This window comes from Oceanispirochaeta sp. M1 (assembly GCF_003346715.1).
Lineage (GTDB): Bacteria > Spirochaetota > Spirochaetia > DSM-2461 > DSM-2461 > Oceanispirochaeta.
Map to the genome: position 1 here is coordinate 97,888 of NZ_QQPQ01000005.1, position 21,192 is coordinate 119,079.

General features: G+C 43.6%; 16 protein-coding genes and 1 pseudogene. 7 read left to right on the plus strand and 10 right to left on the minus strand.

The features are described from left to right. The first annotated feature begins 2 nt into the window (after nucleotides 1-2). Complete coding sequence (locus tag DV872_RS04620) at nucleotides 3-2,015, plus strand: hypothetical protein (protein WP_114628688.1); 2,013 nt, start codon at nucleotides 3-5, stop codon at nucleotides 2,013-2,015. 55 nt (nucleotides 2,016-2,070) lie between these two features. Here the strand turns inward: DV872_RS04620 and DV872_RS04625 are convergent, their stop codons facing one another. From DV872_RS04625 to DV872_RS04640, 4 genes are read right to left on the minus strand one after another with little or no spacing between them, the layout of a single operon-like run. Then, complete coding sequence (locus DV872_RS04625) at nucleotides 2,071-3,384, minus strand: hypothetical protein (RefSeq protein ID WP_114628689.1); 1,314 nt, start codon at nucleotides 3,382-3,384, stop codon at nucleotides 2,071-2,073. Between the two features lie 40 nt (nucleotides 3,385-3,424). Beyond that, nucleotides 3,425-4,186 (minus strand): outer membrane lipoprotein-sorting protein, encoded by a 762-nt coding sequence (locus DV872_RS04630; RefSeq protein ID WP_114628690.1) that lies wholly within the window; start codon nucleotides 4,184-4,186, stop codon nucleotides 3,425-3,427. Between the two features lie 2 nt (nucleotides 4,187-4,188). Then, nucleotides 4,189-6,942, minus strand: coding sequence for an RND family transporter (locus DV872_RS04635; RefSeq protein ID WP_114628691.1), 2,754 nt, complete (start codon nucleotides 6,940-6,942; stop codon nucleotides 4,189-4,191). Then, nucleotides 6,942-7,580, minus strand: coding sequence for a TetR/AcrR family transcriptional regulator (locus DV872_RS04640; RefSeq protein ID WP_114628692.1), 639 nt, complete (start codon nucleotides 7,578-7,580; stop codon nucleotides 6,942-6,944). Before DV872_RS04640 ends, DV872_RS04635 begins: the two co-directional genes overlap by 1 nt. Before the next feature lie 230 nt (nucleotides 7,581-7,810). Between DV872_RS04640 and eda the strand changes: the two genes are divergently transcribed. Beyond that, a complete protein-coding gene (gene eda / locus DV872_RS04645) occupies nucleotides 7,811-8,470 on the plus strand; it encodes a bifunctional 4-hydroxy-2-oxoglutarate aldolase/2-dehydro-3-deoxy-phosphogluconate aldolase (RefSeq protein WP_114628693.1) in 660 nt (219 codons plus the stop codon). A gap of 10 nt (nucleotides 8,471-8,480) precedes the next feature. Next, nucleotides 8,481-9,578 (plus strand): sugar kinase, encoded by a 1,098-nt coding sequence (locus tag DV872_RS04650; protein ID WP_114628694.1) that lies wholly within the window; start codon nucleotides 8,481-8,483, stop codon nucleotides 9,576-9,578. Between the two features lie 120 nt (nucleotides 9,579-9,698). Here DV872_RS04650 and DV872_RS04655 read toward each other — a convergent pair whose 3' ends face one another. Then, entirely contained in the window at nucleotides 9,699-11,111 is a 1,413-nt protein-coding gene (locus DV872_RS04655; RefSeq protein ID WP_114628695.1) for a nitronate monooxygenase, read from the minus strand. Nucleotides 11,112-11,324: 213 nt separating this feature from the next. Here DV872_RS04655 and fabF point away from each other — a divergent pair, with 213 nt between their 5' ends. Both fabF and DV872_RS04665 read left to right on the plus strand, forming a co-directional pair. Then, nucleotides 11,325-12,566 carry a beta-ketoacyl-ACP synthase II gene (gene fabF, locus DV872_RS04660; RefSeq protein ID WP_114628696.1) on the plus strand — a complete coding sequence of 414 codons (1,242 nt, stop codon included), beginning with the start codon at nucleotides 11,325-11,327 and terminating at the stop codon, nucleotides 12,564-12,566. Between the two features lie 72 nt (nucleotides 12,567-12,638). Next, nucleotides 12,639-13,805 carry a zinc-binding dehydrogenase gene (locus DV872_RS04665; RefSeq protein ID WP_114628697.1) on the plus strand — a complete coding sequence of 389 codons (1,167 nt, stop codon included), beginning with the start codon at nucleotides 12,639-12,641 and terminating at the stop codon, nucleotides 13,803-13,805. A 236-nt stretch (nucleotides 13,806-14,041) separates the two neighbouring features. On the opposite strand, the gene DV872_RS04670 is transcribed toward DV872_RS04665, so the two are convergent. Then, complete coding sequence (locus DV872_RS04670) at nucleotides 14,042-14,566, minus strand: cyclic nucleotide-binding domain-containing protein (protein WP_114628698.1); 525 nt, start codon at nucleotides 14,564-14,566, stop codon at nucleotides 14,042-14,044. 308 nt (nucleotides 14,567-14,874) lie between these two features. Here DV872_RS04670 and DV872_RS04675 point away from each other — a divergent pair, with 308 nt between their 5' ends. Then, complete coding sequence (locus tag DV872_RS04675) at nucleotides 14,875-15,120, plus strand: hypothetical protein (RefSeq protein WP_114628699.1); 246 nt, start codon at nucleotides 14,875-14,877, stop codon at nucleotides 15,118-15,120. 85 nt (nucleotides 15,121-15,205) lie between these two features. Here the strand turns inward: DV872_RS04675 and DV872_RS04680 are convergent, their stop codons facing one another. After that, nucleotides 15,206-16,657 carry a sensor domain-containing diguanylate cyclase gene (locus DV872_RS04680; protein ID WP_158546834.1) on the minus strand — a complete coding sequence of 484 codons (1,452 nt, stop codon included), beginning with the start codon at nucleotides 16,655-16,657 and terminating at the stop codon, nucleotides 15,206-15,208. Between the two features lie 309 nt (nucleotides 16,658-16,966). Further along, nucleotides 16,967-17,302, minus strand: a pseudogene (locus DV872_RS04685) (ATP-binding protein); the annotation flags it as partial. A gap of 600 nt (nucleotides 17,303-17,902) precedes the next feature. Here DV872_RS04685 and DV872_RS04690 point away from each other — a divergent pair. Further along, the gene (locus DV872_RS04690) at nucleotides 17,903-19,171 is read left to right on the plus strand and encodes a hypothetical protein (protein ID WP_114628702.1); all 1,269 of its coding nucleotides are present in this window, start codon (nucleotides 17,903-17,905) and stop codon (nucleotides 19,169-19,171) included. A 275-nt stretch (nucleotides 19,172-19,446) separates the two neighbouring features. Here the strand turns inward: DV872_RS04690 and DV872_RS04695 are convergent, their stop codons facing one another. Both DV872_RS04695 and DV872_RS04700 read right to left on the minus strand, forming a co-directional pair. Continuing rightward, nucleotides 19,447-19,779, minus strand: a complete 333-nt coding sequence (locus DV872_RS04695; protein ID WP_114628703.1) for a hypothetical protein — start codon at nucleotides 19,777-19,779, stop codon at nucleotides 19,447-19,449. Nucleotides 19,780-19,857: 78 nt separating this feature from the next. Beyond that, nucleotides 19,858-21,177, minus strand: a complete 1,320-nt coding sequence (locus DV872_RS04700) for a D-tagatose-bisphosphate aldolase, class II, non-catalytic subunit (RefSeq protein ID WP_114628704.1) — start codon at nucleotides 21,175-21,177, stop codon at nucleotides 19,858-19,860. Between the last annotated feature and the right edge of the window lie 15 nt (nucleotides 21,178-21,192).

The window sequence follows — 21,192 nt, forward strand, 5'->3', positions numbered from 1 at the left end:
TCATGAAAAAGGCAAAATATATAAAACTATGTACCACCATTATGGTGGTGATTCTGTTCTCATCCTGTGTTCAAAGTATTTCTCAACAGATGCTCTCACAGGCTCATGATGATGTTCCACCGGAGTTTACAAACGTTACACCCGAAAACGGTTTTGCCTATGGGGCATACACTCAGATAAGCGGTACCGTAACTGACCTGGATAGTGACGGAGAGGCTGGAAGAGTAGACTCAGTGACCCTGGAAGTTGTTGGAATATCAGAAGCACTTGTGCTGGACGTCGATGAAGACGGCCGATTTGTAACAGAAATGCTGAAAACCTACGGCGATGCCTATGTGGGTCCGATCAATATCAAAATCACAGCCCTGGACTGGAAGGGAAACAGTAAAGAATACAATCTGAACTACTCCAAATCTGATGGGGAAATTACCAGTTTCAGCCTGGAGAGAGGAAATAAAGAGCTGACACTGCATTGGAGCGGGATACCCGGAGGTGGTGGAACAGTTTATGAAATTAGAGAACTTTTCTACGGTCTTGGTACTCAAAATATTGAATCCAGGGAATCTGAGGTCAGTTTAATATGGGATGGGCTTGAAAATGGTAAAAACTACAGCTTTATCATCTCAGCTGTATCTGCAGAAGAGAGTGAGAAAGTCTTCAGTTCCTCAATAAAAAGTATGATGCCCCTATCCCCCTTAAGCTGTACACCTGTTGTTACTGTAAATGAAAATAATATTGATTTATTATGGCCCCAACTGACAGATGTGGATAAGTATGTTGTTCAGAGATCAAGCTCTTTAGGTGGTTCCTGGGAAACCATCGGCATCACAGCCAATAATTTTCTCCGTTATAATGAAAGTTCTGAAACAATCTATTACTTTAGAGTGTATCCGTACAGCCCTGATGCACCCCTGGAAGAGGAACTGCTTAACAAACTGGCCGCAAGCAATATGAAAACCTATCATTGGAATACAGAACCGAATCCAAGTTCCGTAGGCACATATGCAGATAATTCAGGTTTCACAGGAATAAAAGAACAGGGAGACTTTGCCTATTTGACAAAGGATGACGGCAGTGTAGTGATTCTCAATATTTCCAATCCTGCCAGCCCGACTCTTGTAAGATCTTTTACTGACGTTGAGAGCGGAACTCCAGTCCACCTGACAGTACACGGAGACTATGGTTTTCTATCCTGTGAAACATCAGACCTGATAATCCTGGATCTCAGTGACCCGGGGAATCCTTTAAAACTAGGACAGCTGAAATTTACAGCCATGTACCCCAAGAAATCATATCTTTACGGATCTTATCTGTATCTCATATTGGAGGCTGACAGTTCACCTGGAAACACTGCCCTGGCCATTGTTGATGTATCTGATCCAGCGTATCCGGAATTGATTGCCAAAAACAGCACATTCTCTTCCTATTTATACGATATAATCTTTTTCAGACAATATAATCTGAATGAAAACCTTGCCATAGTAAGCTATTCTGATACAGAAAGCAGAATCAAAGTTTACGACCTCATCAGTCCAAATATTTTTAACAATTCCACCATATCAACGGATCAGGTCAATATTTATGAAAATTCCAGCAGCATCAGTGTAAAGAGTTTTTCATATACGAATTCAAAACTGTTTTGTTTAAGCAATACAAACGCCCTCACGGGAGATGCTGATAATATTGGTGCCTTTGACTTCTCACTGGCGATTCCCTTTCATACTCAAGGAGGGGGAGATGATCCTATCGGCGCCATGACTGCTTCCAAAGACTGGGCCTATGTCCCTAATAATATTATTGCCCTGGGAGATTATGCTATCTATAACAGCAGGCACGGCCTCTCCATATTTAACTATGGGGTGAGGACTACTTTGACTGTGAATGCAGGAGTCAACTCATTTGATCCAAGCGATACCCCGGGTAATAATGACATAACCACAGATATAGCGATCCAGGGAAATTACGCTTATCTGACCACATCAAAGGGATTGGAAGTTTTCAGTCTCATCCCCTAAAAAAAAGCGGAAGAGATATAAACCTTCCGCTTTTCAATCCATTGAAATCAACAGGCTAGTAATAATACCTCAAATTCAGCAGGATGCTATGATTCACAGGAGAGAGCCAGGCCTCGTTTTTTTTACTGTCATCCAGACTGTACTGACCGCTATACCAGATTTCTGAAACAAGGGTTCCCTCATAATTCAGATTGAAAACGGCTGAAGGAGTCACAAACAATGCCTGGGAGTCAGGAGAATAGATGAAGTTGGCATTGAAGCTGCTGTCCCTGGCATACCAGGGGAGCATCAGATTAAGAAGAATATAGTGCCTGGCAAAATACTGGGGAGTATAGAGCCCCATATAATCTCCATCGGGACCTGTGCTCAAAAGATCCAGAGCCGATGCATAATCATCCCTCTGATCATCATCCCAACCCTCTCCATTATAGAAGTACTCCACAGCTCCCACCAGACCGGAACTGAAGTAGTACTCCATCCCTGCCAGAGCTGAATACACGGCTTCATTCTCAAGCATAGAAGGAGCAGCCGATGCATGGGGAACATTCCTTCTGGATCGAGAGCGGACAACACCCTCCCCGTATACACCCAGACCAAAGAGATCAATAAAGAAGGCCGCCGCCCCTGCATGGGGATACAGATCATACTCATCTGAATCCTTCTCCACTCCTCCGTATAGACCAGACAGTTTAATCTCCAGGGCTGTTGCCTGAAAAGTCACTTCAGCCCCAGCCAGTAGTTCATCATAATTCCAGCTGAATCCCTGGGAAGGGAGAAGACCATAGGCTTTGATCCCCATCCAGGAGAGGGGATCAGCCTGAAAAGTCAGCCCATCCACACCGCGAAGGTAGGCCTGAGGATCTGTGGGGTCCTTGGGAGGGTTGGCCAGATCCGAGGGGTTCCAGCCATAACCGTAACCTGTAAGATAACTCTGCCGTCCGAAAGTAAATTTCAATTCCGATGCTGGCATCCATGAGGCGTTGGCTCTGAGGAGACTGGCGGTATAGAGGTATGAATCCGAGGCGTATGCAAGGTCCGCTACAGCAGAGCTTAATGCAGGACCGGCTGGATCAGTGGAAGAGAGAATAGCTGCTGTCCCTGCCAGCATATCGGCGATGGGATACTGCCCTATCTGAAGCCATAGATCCAGGGCGGCAGATTCACTGTGCTGATCAAGCTTCAGATGAATCTCGTTGCGGAACATTACATCTCCCATGCCCAGAGCATTTCCGGGATTCAGGGGAGATTCATAACCATCCTCTCCGGGGATATTGAAAATAACTTCCGGTTTCAACTCACCGCTGAAATTAACCTCAGCAAAGAGAGAAACAGTGATTGTCATTAATATAAATATTATCACTTTCTTCATTTATCTTATCCTTGTTTAATCATGCCTGAAGGCCTGAGGGTTAGCGAATTGATTCCAGGTAGGATGTAGAGAAGAAATTATCCTGAATCCTGTCACTGTTGTATTCAATAAACTGGGTCTCCATCACCGAAACAGAATTCCTGGTCAGACTGGTCATGGTGATCTTATTGGGATAATCCACAGCTCCGAGCTCTTTATAATCTTCCAGCATCATATATTTAATGGGAGAACCCTTGTCATGGTATTCCACTTTTATATACCGGGAATCAGCTTTGCTTACCCAGACAATCATCTTCTCGTATACAGCATCCTTCTTCTCGGGACTGAGAACAATACGGTGGCAATCCACAGCGTCAATCTTCTCGGAGCCATCCAGTTCAGGACTGTAATCACTTGTAAAACTGTCGCCCCCCTCACCCATATCCGCATAGGAGAAATCACTACCGGCGGCTGAGTTTTTCTTGGCAGAGGAACTCAGTTTGCGGATGCGTCCTGTTGATGCAAAACGGACCCACAGGTCATCACCCAGCATAAGATATGCAGTACCCGAAACCCGGGGGGGATCTTTAAAAATACTCAGAGAACGGGCAGTACCATCCGCTCCATCCAACTCATAACCCACCATCACCTGTGGTGCCTGGGGTTTTCCGTTCTTATAGACTGTGAGAGTGCTTTCTGAATACAGTCCGTTCAGCTCAAAACTCTTGTCAGCTTCATCCAGGATTGCCTGGGCATCCTGGGCCGAAAGAGTCGATGTGAAAGCAAAAAGTACCAAAGATATGATTAACATAGTTTTTTTCATGGTTATTTATCTCCTTTTTTCCATGGGTTCAGATTCCATCCCCACTTTTCATTGGCCAGAACAAGAACGGCCGGATGAAAACAGATTGAAAATACAAAAGCCAGGGCCATCGCAAGGGTCAGAACTATACCCGTACTCCTCATAGCCCGCATAATAGAGGGAATAAAGGATGCAAAACCGATCATGGTTGTCATTGTAGTCAGAGCAACAGCCGATCCGGTTTTAGCCAGAGCTGTGTGCATCTCACCTTTTCCTTCCAATAGATAACGGTGGTTGATATGCACCGAGTCATCTATCCCTATTCCAACCAGCAGAGGAATGGAAATGATATTAACAAAGTCGAATTTGATTCCAAAGATTGCCATCAGTCCATAGAGTGAAACAAAGGACAGTAAAAGGGGAACAAAGGTCAGTGCTGTCAATTTCAGGTTTCTAAAGTCAAAGAGCAGAATGATAAAGACAGCTATCAGAGCGGCAATCATGGCCCTTTTACCGTCACTGTCGGCAATCTGAATCAGCTGGTCCGCAGCCAGGATCATTCCTGTTCCACGGTCTGTCACAGTTCCTACCTGGGCAGAAAAGATATTTCTGAACTGTCCCTCCCAGGGATTCATGCGGGGGGAGATAGAAACCAGAGTAGAGGCATCTTCCATGGAGAGGAATGAATCCCGAGTCATCGCCGGCAGGTCTTCAAGTTCCACTTTATCCGAGGAAGCCATCCCATGTATCCGCTCAGCCAGGAGGGGTGAAAAATTCTTCTGAAAGGTCAGAAGATCGGCTTCATCATAAGATTCCGATTCCATAATCTCAAAAAGACGGTCAAATACAGAGTCTGCAATTTTATTCCCGTCATTATCCAGTCCGGTGACTCGGTTCAGAACATAGGCAAGACGTTCAGTACCTCCAAGAACAGCCATGTCTCCCATCTCAACCAGGTTGGCTTCCAGGCGGTAAAGTTCTTCCTGCAGCAGCCAGGCATCTGTCTCTCCTGAGCTTTCCCACTCTTCCAGTCCGGTCTGAATATTCTGCAGATGAGGGAGACGCTCATTTCTCTGGGAGTCAGTAGGCCACCACTGAGTTATGGCACTCACTTCTTTGACAGAATCCAGATCCTTCAGAGCCCTTACCATTTCTGGAAGCTCATCTCTGTCATCCGATATTACATAAAGGACATCCGGCGCAGCACCGAATTCATCGGTCATTACATCCTGGAGTTCCACAGACTCAAGACCTTCTGCCTCCATGTTCATAAGATTGTCTTCAAGTTTCACTTTGTGAGCCTGGGTTCCCAGAAGAACTCCAAGTACAAGAAGAGCAGCCATCCAGAGCCCCGGACGGCTGGTAATTTTTTTACCGAGCCCATCCGCAAAGTCCGAGCGTATTCTTGATTTCCTTACCAGCATGGGGTCTGTCTTTCCCTTCTTCTCCAGACGTTTCTGTCTCCAGCCGAGAAAAGCGGGAATAAGCATCATCATGGCAAGTAATTCACAGAGGATACCCGTACCTGCCACAACAGCAAGTTCCCTGACCAGATCACTCTCGGCCATAAAAAGGGCATAAAATGCTGCAGCAGTTGTCAGGCCACCTGTAATAACACCCTTACCGCCTTTAATAAAAGCAGACTGAAGAGCCGGGATAAAGTCCAGCCCCTGGTCACGTTCCTGAACATAGCCAGTCATCAGGTGGATGCCATAATCCACACCCAGTCCCATAAGAGCGACCATATACATGGCTGTCATAATATTCAGACGATGCAGAAGAAATCCCGTCATCCCGGTAGTCCATAAGAGTCCCAGGATCAGAGGAATACCTATCATCAGAGGAGTACTGCGGATTCGGAAAACAATGATCATCAGGGCCAGTATTAATACCATGGCCAATACCATGGAGAGGGCCAGTCCCTGTTCTGAGGTCACCATCTCATCCCGGCCCACAACCAGAATGCCTGTCAGTCCGGCAGTAACTCCATTGGCCTCGGCTATTGCCTTAACCCTCTGTTCAATTCTACCGGTCTCTTCCACCAGGGGGCCCAGGTCATTAATTGTATATGTGGGATTTAAAAACATGATTCCAAGGTTTTCTTCCCTGCTCAGGTAGTAGCTCTCGCCAAGAAGATAGGCATCCATTGCTTCCTGAACAGCCTTTAGATCCGGAGTAGTACCCTCCATCGATTCAGCAAGTTCTCCGAGTATCCGATCTAGACCATCCACCCATGCACTGAGCTGAGTCTCATCGTCATCCATGGCTTCACCATCCCCGGAGTATTCTCTCTCCAGATCATCATTAAGAGCTGTCAGAAAAGGAAGAATATCTGTATCTGCATACATATCTTCCATGCGCTTCAGATCTTTGGCCTCAGTAAGGAGAAAGCCATGCTCTCTGATGAAATTCTGATCAACCTTGCTGTAAACACCGCTTATGGCAGAGGAAAACTCATCCGACAGGAATACAGTTTCCATCTCATCAATGGTTTCCTTTACAGTGGCTTTGGCCTCTCCCTCAGGGAGTCCGCGTCCATCAATGACAACAATCATTGAAGAAGCAAAAGGATAGTTTTCGGTTATTCTTTTCAAATCCTGCACCTGATTTGACTTCTGGGGCATGATCGAATAAAAAGTCATCTCCATCTTCATATTAATGGTCCCGATGATCATCACAATTGTGATCAGCAGGACTGCCAGGAAGACCTTTCCCGGATTTCCACCGGCCCAGGCGGCCCAGCTGCCCAGATATGATTTGTTTATTGAATCACCCATTATTTCCTCCCCTCTATCGCAGCCACAGATTCAACAGCAATCCGTTCCCAGATTGACTGACAGACTCGTGGTCCCAGAACTATATAATCTTTCTTATTTGAAAAGGCTCCCAGAAGAAGGGCACCCTCATAGAATGCTGTTATTTCATAGGCTATGGCCTTGCTGTCCACATCCCTGCGTATTTCTCCCCTGACAATCCCGGCATTAAGCAGATCCTCCAGAGAATCTGTAAATCCGGAATACAGGGCATCTATGCGTTCCTGCAGATCTGGAAACTTCTTTATGCCTGTCAAAAAGAGGTAGAGAATATTTTTATACTCATTAAGGCCCTCTTCCAGACCCAATGATCTGCTGACCTCCACCATCATCTCTTCCATATGAAACAGATTATCCAGGAGGATATTGATAGGAATATCCCTGGGGAGTCCCTGGCCGAACATATCCATCATCATATCCAGCAGCTGATTAACAGCGGCCAGAAAGAGATCCTCTTTACTGCTGAAATAATGATAGATTGCTCCCTTGGTCACTCCCAGGGCTTTTGCGATATCATTGAGATTGGAACGTTCAAAATCGTTTCGGGCAAAAAACTGAAGGGCTTTCAGTTCAAGCTGCTTCTTTGTATCAGATGTACCCATTCTTAAAACCTACCTTAAGTATGTCTTTACATACCTAGAGTATGCAACCTTGATTCATTTGTCAAGGTTCCCTATATGAAAAAGGAGGAATTCACTATGAATTGCGATAAATCCTGATAAAATTGTTAAAAATTGGTTTTTGAAACCCTGTTTCATTTTATTAAAACATGATATAAAAAGTAGTCCAAAACACAATGAATACTAAAAAATAAGTCCATATAGGAGATATCATGAACGATTATAAGAAGAAATGTGATACCGTTGTAGAGGCATTAGCAAAAGTAAAAGTTGTTCCCGTTCTTGCCATTGAAAAGGTAGAAGACGGAATCAAAATGTGTGAGATTCTAAACGACTGCGGACTGAAAGCTGCAGAAATTACATTCAGAACCAAAGCCGCCGAAGGCATCATAAAGGAAGCTGCTATACGCTTTCCCGAACTTGTACTCGGTGCCGGAACCATTCTTACTCTCGATGAACTGCACAGAGCATTCAATGCTGGTGCACAGTTTGCAGTAGCCCCCGGACTCAACCCTGTAATTGTTGATGAAGCAGTTAAATCAGATTACCCCTTCTTCCCCGGATTCTGTACTCCCTCTGAACTGGAACAGATCATGCAGTATGGTATCAGAATGATGAAGTTCTTCCCTGCTGAAGCCATGGGCGGAACCAAAATGCTCGCCAACTTCATCGGTCCCTATAAACATATGGGAATAAAAATAATGCCCACGGGCGGTGTAAATACTGCTAACCTGGGTGATTATCTCTCAATCCCTCAGGTTCCCTGTGCCGGTGGTACCTGGGTAGGAAAGGCTGCTGATATTGAAGCCGGAGAATGGGACAAGATCGCCGGTATCGTAAAAGATGCCGTAACTCTGGCCGCAAAGTACTAGGAGGCAATATATGGCAAAATTAAACATTAAAACTGCAGAAGAGTGCAGATACGATATCCTTTCACTCGGTGAAGTCATGCTACGTCTTGATCCCGGTGAAGGAAGAATCCATACAACAAGAACTTTCGCAGCCTGGGAAGGGGGCGGAGAATACAATGTGGCCAGAGGACTGCGCCGCTGTTTCGGTAAGAGAGCCGTTGTAGTTACAGCACTCGCCGACAACCCCGTAGGACGTCTTGTAGAAGACCTTATTCTTCAGGGCGGAGTCGATACGTCCTATATTAAATGGGATAAATATGATGGTTGCGGGCGTGATGTCAGAAACGGTCTGAATTTCACTGAGCGCGGATTCGGAGTCAGAGGAGCCGTAGGCTGTTCTGACAGAGGAAACACAGCTGTCAGTCAGCTTAAAGAGGGCGATATTGACTGGGAAGGAATCTTCTCACAGGGTGTCCGCTGGTTTCACACCGGAGGAATCTTTGCAGCACTCTCCGAAACTTCACCTGCCGTAGTTATGGAAGCCATGAAGGCCGCCAAGAAATACGGAACAGTCATCTCCTACGACCTGAACTACCGCCCCTCCCTCTGGAAGGCCATCGGTGGAGAAGCCAAGGCCCGGGAAGTAAACAAAGAGATAGCAAAATATGTTGATGTAATGATCGGAAATGAAGAAGACTTCACAGCCTGTCTTGGATTTGAAGTTGAAGGAACTGATGAGAATCTGACAGATCTGGAAACTGACAGCTTCAAAAAAATGATCAATAAGGCCGTATCTGCATTCCCCAACTTCAAGGCCACTGCCACAACCTTAAGGGGTGTTAAATCAGCCACAGTCAATGACTGGGGCGCCATCTCCTGGTATGACGGAACTATCTATGAAGCTCAGCACAGACCCGGTCTGGAAATTATGGACCGTGTCGGTGGAGGAGACAGTTTTGCCTCAGGTCTAATCTACGGATTTCTGACCTACAACGATGCAGATAAAGCTGTTAATTACGGTGCTGCCCACGGCGCTCTTGCAATGACAACTCCCGGGGATACCACAATGGCTTCTCTGGCGGAAGTTGAGAAGATTGTCGGTGGCGGTGGAGCCAGAGTCGACCGCTGATCCTTTTACAAATGTAAGTATATTATAAATCAAAAAACCGGAAGCAGTCCCAGGGGAGCTTCCGGTTTTTTATTTACTATTCAGATACACCCTCACAACTCAGAGCGGGCATTTCTGATTTTATTTCATGATATAGTTGATTACATCTCTGGCAGTAAAATCCATTTTTTCCTGCACAAGCTGTTTCAATGACTCCATATGAGAACCAAGGGTAACCAGGGGCTTCTCCTGCTCAATATCAACTGTTGTGCCGGGCAGACCGACTGTCGCCAGAAGAGCATTACAGAGGCAGCATTTCTTACTCGCTGCTTCGGTGGGATTTCCTCCCTTCTGTACAAAAATCTCCTGCTTTTCGGCAGAACATCTGTAACCGATACTTCCATCGGCCTTCTTATACATGTCTCTCAGATAGCCCAGATTACATGTTTTCTTTCTCATTTCCAGGACTTTACGATCACCGATGGTATCTTTCAGTTTCATCACCTTAAAAGGAAATCCCGTAGGAGAAGCTTCAGCATCCGTAAATATTGAACTGTCTCCACGGCTTATGGCGGATACAATCTTTTTTCTGAGATCAGGGAAAATACCGGACTCTCTACAAAGAGCAAAGGCGGAACCCACCTGAATCCCTGCAGCTCCGGCCTTCAGAGCTGAGCGGAATCCCTCAGGACTTCCATAGGAACCGGCCAGCCAGAATGGAAGACCGATCTCTTTCAGCTTTTCTGTATCAACAGCATCCCTCTCTCCGTATACAGGCTCTCCGGACTCATCGAGTACCATCTTTCCACGGGGAGGTGCATTATGTCCGCCGGCCTCATGACTCTCAATAATCAGGCCGTCAATGGGCCCTGAAGCTTTCTTACTCATCAGTGTTGCCAGAAAGTTGGAAGAGACGATAGGCATAAAGCGTGGCATCTTCAATGCAGGAAGTTTACTGCCGAACAGGGCAGAAGGATCAAAGCTTGAAAAGAAGCTGTCATTCTTGTCCGAATCCTCAACATTAAGCTTGAGGTTTGTTTTCTCATTCTCAGTCAGTTTTTTAAGAATAGCGGGAATCTCCAGAGGAATACCGGCGCCCATGATGACATAATCGATTCCTGCAAGGAGTGCTCCGTATATGGAAGAGAGAGTTGGAAGCTGTACCTTGGCAAGATAGTTAACCCCTACCGTACCTTCATGTCCCTCTTTAGCCAGATAGGTTTCTGTAAAGTTGGCTGCAACCGAAAGCTCATCCAGGGTTTCATTGTTTTTGATTGTGAAGAAAGGGAGCTGAATATAGGGTTTGTTCAATCGTCCACCGGGGATAAAATACTTATCAACGATTCTCCTGGCTGTATCCTGAAACGGGAAGGCTGCAAGAGCTCTTCTCATATGACCGCCGGGATCTCCATCCTGAAGTCTTCTGGCAAGAACTGAATCCAGGCTTGTTCCGGATATAACTCCCAATTGACCGCTTGCCGATACTTCTCTGGCAAGGTTCCAATTGGATACTCCTATTCCCATTCCACCCTGAATTAATTGGGGCTGTGTCATATTAGACTCCTTTCTACCTTTCATATTAAATATCTATGTTAAATTCATTGATTTTTTTCTGCTGATAAAATTATATAAATATTAGGACATGCATTCAAAAGAGTAAACATTATTTTTGACAATATACCTATTAATGTCATAAATAGTACCTTTACACTAGAGCTTTTAGCTGACATTATTATGCGTAATGTCATAAAAGAGAGGAAAAACCCAATGAATCATCCCGAAGATATCGTCGTAACAGGAATAGGAACACTCACCCCCATCGGACTGAATAAGGATGATTTCTGGAATAATCTATTAAACGGAGTATCCGGAGCAGCAGCCATCGGTTCTTTTGACACAGAGGGTTTTGCTACTAAAATAGCCTGCGAACTCAAGGATTTCAAAGCTTCTGATTTTATGGATAAGAAGAATGCCCGTAAGATGTCCCGCTTTTCACAGCTGGCCGTATGCTCAGCCCTGGAAGCTGCCAAAGATGCCGGTCTGGATTCAGATAATATAGACCCACTTCGTACAGGATGCATTATGGGTTCTGCAGCCGGTGACTATGAGATACTGGAAAAACAGTTTGCCATCCTTAATGAAAGAGGTCCAGGTAAAGGACACCCCCTGGCTGTTCCCAGGATCATACCCAACATGGCAGCAGGAAATATCGCCATAGAACTGGGCATTCATGGTCCCAATATGGCTGCTCTCTCAGCCTGTGCCACAGGAATCCACTCCATAGCTTCCGCCATAAATATTCTTAGATGCTCCCAGGCCGATGTTATGATCGCAGGAGGAACAGAATCAACCATTACCCCACTGGTTGTTGATTCCTACAGCTGTATGAGAGTTCTTTCCACCAGAAACGATAATCCCGAGGCCGCAAGCCGTCCCTTCGATCAGGATAGAGACGGTTTTGTCATTGGCGAAGGTGCCTCCAGTCTTGTTATTGAAAAGAGATCCCATGCAGAGAAAAGAGGAGCCCGAATCTATGCGGTCCTTGCCGGTGTGGGTATGACAGCTGATGCATCCAGCATTGCAGCTCCCGATGAAAACGGAGAATGGTCGGGATATGCAATGGAACTGGCCATGAAAGAAGGCGGTCTGAACCCTGAAGATATCGGATATATCAATGCCCATGGAACATCCACAAAGGCTAATGACAGAACAGAAACAAAAGCCATCCAACGTATATTCGGCAAAGGCAGCATCCCTCCTGTCAGCTCCAGCAAATCAATGATAGGACACACCCTGGGTGCAGCCGGTGCCATTGAAGCAGCCGCGACTATTCTGAGTATCTATAATGGAGTACTACACCCCACTATAAATCAGGACACACCAGACCCCGAATGCCTCCTGGATACAATTCCCGGAGCAGCTAGAGAAGCTGATATAAAGGCAGCACTCACCAACTCATTCGGCTTTGGTGGACAGAACGCCGTACTTGCAATCAAAAAAAATAACTGAGTGCCGATTTGATTGACAGCTTATCCTGATGGGGATGATAATCTTATTATCACTCCCCTAAGGATAAATAAGATGCAGAAAACAGGTAAAGCAGCTGTCTGGAAAGGCCGATACGACATAGAAGTTCAGGATCTCCCCATACCCGAAGTCAAAAAAGACGGACTCCTTATCAAGGTTGAAGCCGCAGGGATCTGCGGAACTGACGGCCATCTGATCAAAGAAGTTCCACCCTACAATGCCATTATGTGCCATGAAGTCACAGGGACAATTGTCTCCATGGGCTCAGAGGCCAACAGCAGCCTCAATGTATTCGGCGGCCCCATCTCTGAAGGCGACAGAATTGTCCTCTACCCCTGGATAACCTGTGGAAAATGCGCCGGATGCCTGGCCAGCAGACCCGGTACCTGTACGGTCTGCGACAACTCTTTTGTCTACGGGGTTCCCTACTCCCAGCTGGGACTGGAAGGAAAAGAGACAATAAGCTCTGACATCTCCAACTGGCCCTACTTCATGGGCGGTTTTGCCGAATATGTTTATGTCTTTCCTGAAACATATGTGTGGAAAGTACCCGACACCATGCCCTCGGAAATAGCCGTACTTCTGGACCCCATGGCCGTGGCCATGAGAGCACTTGAATTAACCCTTACAGGCCCCGGAATAATGGAAGCTGGCCTCACGACCGATTCCAGAGTCGCAGTAATTGGATCAGGTCAGGTTGGTGTCCTCTCGGCCCTCCTCGCACGCCTGATGGGAGCCAGACAGGTAATAATGATAGGAAGCCGGGAAACCAGACTCCGTCTGTCAAAGGAGATAGCCGGTGTGGATCATCTTATCGATTATCATGAGTACAGCCGTCAGGAGAGGATAGATATGGTACGGGATCTGACATCGGGAGGAGCAGATGTTGTGATTCAGTGCTCCAACAATGTGGATACATTTATAGACGGTCTTGAAATGATGCGCCGCATGGGAACATTTGTAGAAGTGGGCAATATGGTTAACCAGGGAAAAGAGGTTTCCATTGATCCTGCACGCCTTATATGCAGCAAGCACGCAAGGATTCTGGGGATGAGCGCAAACCACCCTGCGGCCTTCAATAAGGCATTCGGAATACTGGAACGTCATGAGGCTCTCGGGCTTGGAAAAATGTTCACACACAAGACAGACCTTAACGGATTATTAGTAGTTTTAAAGAAAATGGGTGATCATGATTACCTCAAGGGATTGGTCATTCCTTAATAATTAAACATGTTTCATTATTTTGAAAATTAGGACTTGTCAGGAATCAAAATCGGGAGCACAATGAATCTTCCGGTTTCGATTCCCGGGAGTCTCCGTCGGTCCAGTTGATCATTCCTGCCCGACGGAGTTTTTTAGTACAAATGCACTATTAACTTACATTAACATAGTATAAGACAATGTAGCTCAAAGAGCAAATGCCACAGGTATGAAGCTATCCTTTTGATAAGGACAAATTATCCGAGCATATCCTGAACAAGAGAATCTATATCATCCTGACCAATATCTTCCTTTCTCTCATAAGCCAGTTCCTGGTTAACTTCCTTGAGTTTCCGCAGCAGACTGAAGATAATCATCATCAACACTCTATTACCATCTGAAGGGAATATTTTAATAAATTTGAGGAGATTGGGTCTTGTGATCATCACAACATCACTCTCATCAGCACAGATGATATTGGCAGTACGGGGAACCTTGAGAAACATCCCCGCTTCTCCGAAGATTTCCCCCTTTCCAATGGTACATATATAGCTTTCACCACCGTCAGAGCCTCTGTGTACGGTCACTTTGACACTTCCTTTCAGAATGCTGTAGAAGGACTGATTCATATCACCCTGGGTGATGATGGTTTCTCCTTCCTCAAAGCGGATAACATTGGAGAGCTCCAGAAGATCTGCGGCTCTCTTTTTTTCCAGAAACCGAAAGGGTAACACGGTTTGTATTGTATTTAAGGTATATTCACCTGATTTCAGCTCTGTCATTGCATTTACTCCTGAATCTGTCTCTCTATGAATAATAAATCGACAATGACTTTATATCCATCAAATTAAGTTTAAACTCATTTAGGAAATTCAATAGTTAAAAAATATTCATTGTGAATTTCACATTTCCGATGTATTTTTGAAAGACAATTATTTTAGGAGAAAAAATGAAAAAGATTCTTTGGCTTGCTTTAGCACTACTTATGTCCTTCGCTTTTATTGGATGTAGCGAAGATGGTGCATCTATGAATTAGGATTATGCTGGGACATGGTATTTTGACTTAAGTTTTAGTGCTATTCAATATGACATGACAGATACAAGCTATGTAACATCAACGTACACTGGCATATTTGGTTCAATAAATTTAACAAAAGGTACAATAAAAAAATTAACAGATACAACATTAGAAGCACAAGAAACTCACGAATGGAATGGATTATCCTGGGATGAAGTGGATGTCGAATCAGATGAAGTGACTTACTCCCTTTCATCTGACGGTCATACTCTGACATGGGACGGAATTAATTTAACTGATTCAGAACCATCATATTAATCTGAAACTTTAAAATAGAAATAACAATCCGGGTATTCGCCCGGATTTTTCATTTATAAGAATATGAAAGGCATTGGTCATATCATCAATCTGATAGGGTCACACAGTTTTTACCCTTTGCCTTAGAATGAAGCAAAGCTTTATCAGCTTTTTCTATTAATGATTTAAGACTGTCTCCTTCCTTGAATACTGCAACTCCGGCACTGATAGATACTGGCACTTCTTTCCCGTTATGTACTACATTTGACGGTTTATCAAAGGAATGAACCATCCTGTCGGCTTTAAGGGCGGCTTCATCTCTGGGAGCCTCAATCAAAATAACAAATTCATCTCCTCCCCAGCGAGCCAGAAGGTCTATCGGCCTTATGGATTTCTGCAGAGTGAATGTAACTTCCTTCAGAACCGTATCTCCGGCAATATGGCCATAGTTGTCATTGATGGATTTAAAATCATCTAAATCTATGAGTATCAAACTTAGATCAGAGTTGAATCTTTTGCTTCGATACTCAAGCAGTTTAAATTGTTTTTCCAGTTCCCTGCGGTTTGCAGCGTTCGTCAGGCTATCAGTACTGGCAAGAAGTTCCATTTGCTGTTCGAAAGATTTCAGGATTTTATAACTGGCAATGATAAGTAAAACTGTAATGGCCGCCGTCAATAATAAGTTGATGAAAAGACTTCTCTTAGCAAAAAAAGAACCCCTCTCTTCATTTTGCTCAACAATGACATGCCAGCCAATCTCAGGTATGGACTTCGAACTTACCAGAAAATGATCATTTTTCTTTTTATAGATTAAATCGATAGGAAACTCTTCCGTCTCCATTAATTGCTCAGCAACAGATGAAATACCTTCTTCTTTAAAAATATTGATTTTCTCAATTAAACTCAGATCAGAATGGACTTGAATAATTCCCTCTTCATCAACCAGATAAATATCTCTGTCATATTGAGTTTTCTTCTGCTTAAGTAAATCCGAAAGTTGATCCAGCCTTACACCTACTCCCACAACACCCAGAAAATTGCCTGAAAAATCTTCTAACCTGTAATTTATAAAAACAGTTAAAACTCCATTACTGGCCTGATCTGTATCTACATCCAGATCAAGCTCTTTTTGACTGTTGATAAAATCGTAATACCAGATATCATGACTGTCATAAGGGCTTATCTGTTTCAGGATTCCATCATAATAGTAATAATTACGGCTGCTGGAAGAAACAAAGAACGTTGAAAAAAAACCATATCTGCTTTTTAGATTCCCAAGATACAGTTTAATATCCTCAATCTCATTTTCACCATCCAGGACCCAATTCATTAAAAAGGAATCCCTGGCCATAGAAGATGATACGTTTATAGGTACAGAAAGCTCATGCCTGAGCTCTGAATATATATTCTCACTGAGAAGAGGAAGAGAAGAAGACAAAATTTCATCCCTTAAACTCTGTTTTGCCTGAAAATATGAAAATAAACTGGAGAAGAGAAAACTGCTGGTAATTACCATGATAAGAATCTTTATAGAAATTCTACTTTTTGTCATTGTCATCAAAAAAGATATTAACATATTAGTAGAAATGATGCATTTTATATTACTTTTACTAAATTTCATAAATAACCCATTAACCAAATTGAATTGAGACCCTTAAGCTGAAATATCATATTTTCTACAAAAGATCATTATGATTAAATAATGGAAAAAAATGAAGATATTATTACGGATGCCCCCCTTTTAAATTGGCTCCGAATATATGGTGCGGATTCCAGCGAAATCAGACACTCATTCCTGTGTTAACCGGACACTTCCGGTAGCATGAAAAATCTTCTGATTTAATACTGTGGGGTGTCCGGGGAAATGTCAATCAACAGAGTACATTTTCTTACGAACAGACTCTCCATTAAGCTCAATTCTATGTGATTTAAAGGCTATTCTATCCATGATGGCATCAGCAATTGTTGGATCACCAATAATTTCATGCCAGAGAGCTACAGGCATCTGAGAAACAATGATTGTAGACTTCCTATTATGCCTGTCTTCAAGTATTTCCATAAGAGCCATTCTTGCGGTCAGATCAAGAGGTTCAAGGCCAAAATCATCTAAGATAATGACACTGTTTTTCATCACTTTATATAAGTATTTCAAGTACAGTCCATCGCATTTGGCTCTATCTATTTCCTGGAATAATCTGGAGGATAAGTAGAAATTACTTGAAGAACAAAGCCGAGATCAGGGCACTGAGTACAATCCTGATGATTCCATACGTCTGTTATTTGAGAAAGATTCAAGCTCCCTGAATTTTAGCAAGCATATGGGCAGCAAGGCACAAAAAATCAACGGAAGAATAGCACTGAAGAAGAATAAATCTCTTTTCAAGGGCGGATTAATGTTTATATAAGGCCAAAAAGGCTGGTCGAGATAAAATATTGCATTGTACTCATTAATAAAACACCCAGACAGCCCACCAAGGATATTCATATATAAAAATGTAATTAAATTTAGTCTGAAATACTTTTATTAGTCAAAAATATGGTCCCAGCATTCTCTGGTGGAACATTGGAGATGTATTTATTCATGACTGTGAGACACAAAGAATCCTATTCTGAAGAGACAGTAGAGATCTTTGATCTTGGCTCCAACCTCTTCATAAATTCAAATTAGATATTTTTCATTAATTCCTATAAAATAAACGGGTGATTATATAATAAGTTTATTAATGAACATTAACAACCTTTACAAATATTCATCAACAGCTGTATTCTATTATAAAACTATCAATAGAAGAGGTTATATGATATGAAATTAACCAAATTGATGATGCCGGTTTTATTTGTATTACTGTGTATTTCTCTCCTGATTGTTTCCTGTGACGATGGATCAACAGATCCAGCTGCTGATGATCCCCCAACAGACACAGATGAACCGGACGTTATTCCCCCTCCTGAGAATCTAATGGGAACCATTGCTCTGGCAAATGGTGAATCTGCCATCATGGATATCCAATTTGATGATATGGCTGGTGGAGTAAGAAGTACAACTGTCGGAGTAAGTGGCACTATCCGATACGATGAAAAAAACTATATTGTTGGCGGTCTTTACGATTACTCTATTGGAGCCATTGATATTTTTGCGAAACATGAGGTTTCAGGGATGAAATTCATATTCTCAGGAATTTATACCAAAGGTGATGGTTTCTCGGGAACAGTAATACTCTATGAGTCAGATGGTGTTACACAAAATACATCTGGAACATTTTCTGCGATTGAAGCTGATGACGATGAAAGAAGTGGTATTAAATTTTATACTGGTATTTTTGGTGGCGATGCATGTGGTGTCTGGAATGGAACTCTTACTACAACAGAATTTTACGGTAACTATGCACATTATGGAGACAGCAGTATTTCGAGGAAGTTCTCAATGGATCGCTTAGAAACTGAATTAACAATGAATATTCACGAAGAAAATGCCTCAGGAATCGGAACTATAAGTGATGACGGCAGTTACATAAGCGGTTACTGGGGAGTATCTGGAGATCACGGCTATTGGAATGGTATGCTGGTAGATTCAAATTATGATACCCCAAAACTCAATGATGACAGCCCTCTTGGTCTTATTGCGAATACTTCTCTCCAGGCAATAGAAAATATCTATTCTATTGGAGAAGGTATACTAGAGGATAGTGATCCTACCGTTACAGGATTAGATTTTACAAACTCAACGGACGATGCAATGGTTGTTATCATCAATAACTTCACAGAACCTGTTACTGGGCTTAATGTAACAGGGCAAATGGTTGTTGTCTATGATGCAGATGGGGATGATGATGATACAGAATTTGATATCTCCATTTTGATAGACTCAGATGTTAGCGGATTAGAGACTAGTAGTTATTCAGAAGGAACTGGTCTAACAATAACATTCGAAGGAAGTAGTACAATTAGCCTATATGTTGATGTAACTTGGAATGAAAATACAGGGGTTTTTACTAGTGGTTTAGGAGGTACAACACAATGGAAACTCAATACTGATAGTGTTCTAAGCTCTGTACAACTAATTTACAATTAGTAATTTCAAAAAGATCAATTCTTTGAGTAAAATAAAATACCTGGTCTAATTCAGTCCAGGTATTTTATTGCAGGATACAATTTGAACTGCACCGGGTTTTCCGGAGACACAATTATGTGAGAGAATTGTGTTATGGAAAAGAGGTACAACAGAGAGCTATCAGATTAGTATTTGAGAGCTATGGAGAGTACGGTTCCCAATGGAAGCCAATTAGTTCGGTTGCATCAAAAATAGGATTTTAATCTAGAAAACAGATCCAGGATAAGATATTCTAATTAAGGATCACTATTTAGAATTCCTGGTCTAATATTAGGGTCAAATGAGAGAATACAAGAAGGAGAAATCAGCTTCATTACTTCCTGAGATATTAAATACATCTCCTTATTAAAGATTGATGATCCCATAATATGAAATGTACCAATATAATCATCTCCCACAGCAGAGAGTATTGTGGCAGGAGCATCGAGTTTTGCCACCTGATCAATAAAAATAACCGGGGCTCCACTGGCATAGGGACCAGAAAAATGACCTGTTGATAAAAATGATTGATCCATTTCATCTGCCTTAACTTCAACAAGGATTTCTCCAATAACGAGTACTTTCTTCACAGGGAGAATCCTTAGTTTCTGACTTAAAATAAAAAGACCCGAACACATGACCCGATTTATTCAAGAGTTATTTAGATATTAACAGCATTTCCCGAATCCGCAGGCCCGGGCATAGATCCCGGCCACGTCTCTAATGCGGCTGATAATAAGATCTTCTGCAGTCAATTTGATCTGTCCTTCCTGCAGGGCGTTGTACTGGTTGGGCATAGACTGACTTAAGAGACTCAAAGACATACCGTGATCATTGAGATTCCTCTTCAAAAGCTCTACAGATGCATTGAGGTTTTTATCGGGCCAGTAGTAACGGCTGCGGTCACTGAAGCTGTATTTCCGTTTGAAGAACTGCTGTGATTCATTGCCGGGATAATACTTCTGCCAGTACCCGGGCTTATCCAACATGGTCTTTTCAAGAATCTCTCTCAGGCCGGAAAGTTTGGTATCAGTTCCGCCAAGGAGTTCTTTCTCCATATCTTCAAGAGCAAAGAGTGCTTCCCTGTAGGCAAATGTCAGCCAGGGGCCTACTTTCAAAATACAATAGTGGTCCTTAACCAGCTGAGTCAGACCGGATTCGCTTTGGTAGTCAGTGGAGTGGGCTTCGTAAACAAACTGATCATTCCCTTCAATCATGGCACTGAGGTCGGCAGCAGCCTTGCTGTCGTAATGGAACACCTGATCGTCTCCAAACTCAACACCCGGCTGAACAACCAGTCCGATTACACGTTTCCAGGCGTCCTGCAGTCCCTGAGCATCAAAGGCTGCCCTGGTGAGGGCAATTGTGTTCTTTGCATTGGATGCGGGTGTGGGAGTAACTGTGTCCTCTTCTTCCTGCGCTCCTCCGGGGATGGGAACTTCTGTACCGATGACATAGATAATATCAGAGCTTCCGCCGAAGGATTCAGCATAGCTTTTTTCGGCTACAGCACAAAGCTCTGCGGCTCTTGCGGAAACTACTTCATCTGCCAGGGGCTGGTGACGGTCACCTTCATCGTCGGCACAGAACATGGAGGCATCCAGGTGGATCTTCTTGTATCCGGCCTTAACATAGGCAGCAATCAGGTCACGGGCTTTGGACATGGCCTCGGCTGCGGGTTCATTCTGCCAGGCATTGGGTCCCAGGTGGTCTCCGCCAAGGAGTACTTTCTCAAAGGGGAAGCCTGTTTCAGAGGAGAGTCCTTTAACATATTCTACAAATTCAGATGGAACCATGCCCGTATATCCGCCAAACTGGTCCACCTGATTACTTGTAGATTCAATTAGTACGATAGAACCGTCTGATTTTGCCTGAAGCATGCAGGCTCTGATAACATCCGCATGGGCGGAGCAGACTGAATACAGACCTGTTCCCCTACCGGCTTTGTTATCTTTCATTAGCTGTAAAAACTCGCTTGTTGCACTCATATTATTCACTCCTGG